This window comes from Streptomyces sp. NRRL F-5630 (assembly GCF_000719475.1).
Lineage (GTDB): Bacteria > Actinomycetota > Actinomycetes > Streptomycetales > Streptomycetaceae > Streptomyces.
Window position 1 is genome coordinate 1 of the sequence record NZ_JOGO01000157.1, and the last position, 2,441, is coordinate 2,441.

The window sequence follows — 2,441 nt, forward strand, 5'->3', positions numbered from 1 at the left end:
TCCCCGCCCCGCCCCGCTCGCGGCTCGCGCCCACCGCTCCGTACCCCTCGCGCTCCCGTCCCCCCACCCCGCCTCGGCTCCTGCGTGGGAAGCCGGGGGGCCGTCCCACCCGGCCGTGGGTGCGTCGGGGGGTGCGCATAGGCTCGCCGGCATGGATGTCCTCATCAATGTCTTCGTGGGCCTGCACATCATCGGGATCGGCGCGTTGCTCGGCGGGTTCCTCACGCAGATGAAGGCGATGGGCGCCGGTACGGCCCGTTTCACGCCGGCGATGCTGCACGGCGCGCTCACGATGTTGGTGACCGGGGCGGTCCTCGTCGGTCTCAACCAGGCGCAGGACTACTCGCTCAACAACACGAAGATCGGGATCAAGCTCGCGTTCCTCATCGTGATCCTGGCGCTCGTGTACGTGAAGCGCGACGACGAGCGCGTTCCGAAGCCGCTCTTCGGCGCGGTCGGGGCGCTGACCGTCGCCAACATCTTCATCGCGGTCACCTGGCACTGAGCCGGACTGTTTGTCGGTCGGGGCTCTTCGTCAGTGGGGGCTCGTACACTCGGTTCGCGGAATGACCGCTGACGTTCGCACCTCTCATGACCGCCTGCCCAGGACGGTGAGTTGCCGTGGGTGGGGGCTGTGCCGATGATCTCGCCGGGTGAGCGGGACGAGGGGGTAGGCGAGGACGCGGCGGCGCGGGAGTTCGCGGAGGAACTGGGGAGCGGGGCGGCGGCTCCGCGGCCCGTGGTCACCTATGTGTGCCGGAGCGGGCTGAGCCCGTACTGGCTCGGGCTGCACGAGGTGCTGGTGACCGGGGCGCTCGCGCCCGATCCGGCCGAGATCGCCTGGTACGGGTGGCTCACCGAGGCCGCGATGTGCGAGGCGGTGTGCCGGGCGGACTTCGTGCCGGACGGGCGGGAGGCGTTCGACCGGTACCGGGCGGCCGGTCAGGCGGGGCGGACGACTCCGTGGACCGGCATGGTGAAGATGGACTCGACGCGGACGGAGGCGCCCGGCTTGGGGGCGTGGATCATCATGCCGTTGCCGATGTAGAGGCCGACGTGGCTGATGTCGTCGAAGAAGAAGACCAGGTCACCGGGGACGGCGTTGTTGACACCGACGCGTGTGCCGACCTTGACCTGGTCCCATGTCGTGCGCGGCAGGGAGATTCCCGCGGCTCTCCAGGCGGCCTGTGTGAGTCCGGAGCAGTCGTACGAGGCCGGGCCGGTCGCGCCCCACACATAGGGCTTGCCGAGCTGGGAGCGCGCGAAGGCGATGGCCTTCTCGCCCCTGGTGCTGGACGAGCCTGAGGCGCCGCTCGTCGCCGCGCTCGTTCCTGTCCCCGCCGAGGCCGCCGTGCCGCTGTCGGAAGCGGCGGGTTCCTTCTTCGCGGCCCGCTCCGCCTCGGCCTTCTGCCGCGCGGCCGCCTCCTCTGCCTTCTTCTTCGCCTCCGCCTCCTGGCGGCGTTCGATCTCCGCGAGGCGGGCTTTCTCCTCGGCGGTCAGACGGGCGAGGAGCCGACGGGCCTCCGCGAGCTTGCCCTGCACCTCGGTCTTGCTCGTGCGCAGGTCCCGCTGTGCGGCGGTGAGCTGGTTCAGGCTCTTCTGGGCTTCGATGCGCTTGCGGTCGGTGGCGGCCTGCCGGGCGCGGAATTCCTGCACCTTCGTGTGCTGGTCGGCGGCGAGCCGGTCGAGCACGTACCTCTGGTCGAAGAAGCTCTGCGGGTCGTCGGCGAGGAACATCGTGGCGGTGCCGGAGAAACCGCCGGAAGTGTCGCGGTACTGGGCGGCGGCGTAGCGGGCGAGGTCCTCGCGGGAGCGGTTGAGGTCCTCGGTGGAGGATGCGAGGGCGCTGATGAGGGCGTTGGCCTTCGCGCGCTGCTGGTCGGCGCGTTCCTTGGCGGCGTTGTACTTCTGCGTGGCGGTCCCGGCCTCGCGGTAGAGGCCGTCGACCTTGCGCTGGACCTCTTCGATCGAGGGCCGGGCGGCGGGGTCCGCGGTCGCCTGCGGGGCGAGCAGCACGACGGAGGCGAGCGCGGCGGTCGTCACGGCGAAGCCGGTACGGGCCAGGGCGGAGTTCGGGCGGCGCCGCTTGCGGTACGCGGAAGCCCGGCGGACGGGTACGCGACGGGCGGCGCGCGGAGGCACCTCGGAAGTGGGGGGCACGCTCGACGTCACGCCGCACGCTCCTCTCGGTCGGGCAGGCGGCGGGGGCCGCGCTCGGCACGTTAGCCAAGCCGAGGGGCAAGAAGGAAGGACCCCAGGCGATATGCCCGATAGATTCTCGCCTCGCACGCCGCACGCCGCACGCCGCACGCCGCACGCCGCACGCCGCACGCCGCACGCCGCACGCCGGTCCGCAGCCCACGCCCTGCCGTTCCGCGCGCTCCGCCGATCCCGCGCCCTCGCTGATCCCATGCCCCGCGCCCCAGCCCCCGCCGTCACCC

General features: G+C 72.1%; 3 protein-coding genes. 2 read left to right on the top strand and 1 reads right to left on the bottom strand.

Going from position 1 to position 2,441, the window contains the following annotated elements; translation table 11 throughout:
• The first annotated feature begins 151 nt into the window (after positions 1–151).
• Together IF99_RS0130050 and IF99_RS0130055 are read left to right on the top strand one after the other, a co-directional pair.
• Positions 152–505, top strand: coding sequence for a hypothetical protein (locus tag IF99_RS0130050; RefSeq protein ID WP_031001599.1), 354 nt, complete (start codon positions 152–154; stop codon positions 503–505).
• A gap of 129 nt (positions 506–634) precedes the next feature.
• Entirely contained in the window at positions 635–1,048 is a 414-nt protein-coding gene (locus IF99_RS0130055) for a hypothetical protein (RefSeq protein ID WP_234340922.1), read from the top strand.
• On the opposite strand, the gene IF99_RS0130060 is transcribed toward IF99_RS0130055, so the two are convergent.
• Positions 943–2,172, bottom strand: a complete 1,230-nt coding sequence (locus IF99_RS0130060; protein ID WP_031001604.1) for a C40 family peptidase — start codon at positions 2,170–2,172, stop codon at positions 943–945. The genes IF99_RS0130055 and IF99_RS0130060 overlap by 106 nt on opposite strands.
• Positions 2,173–2,441 lie beyond the last annotated feature (269 nt).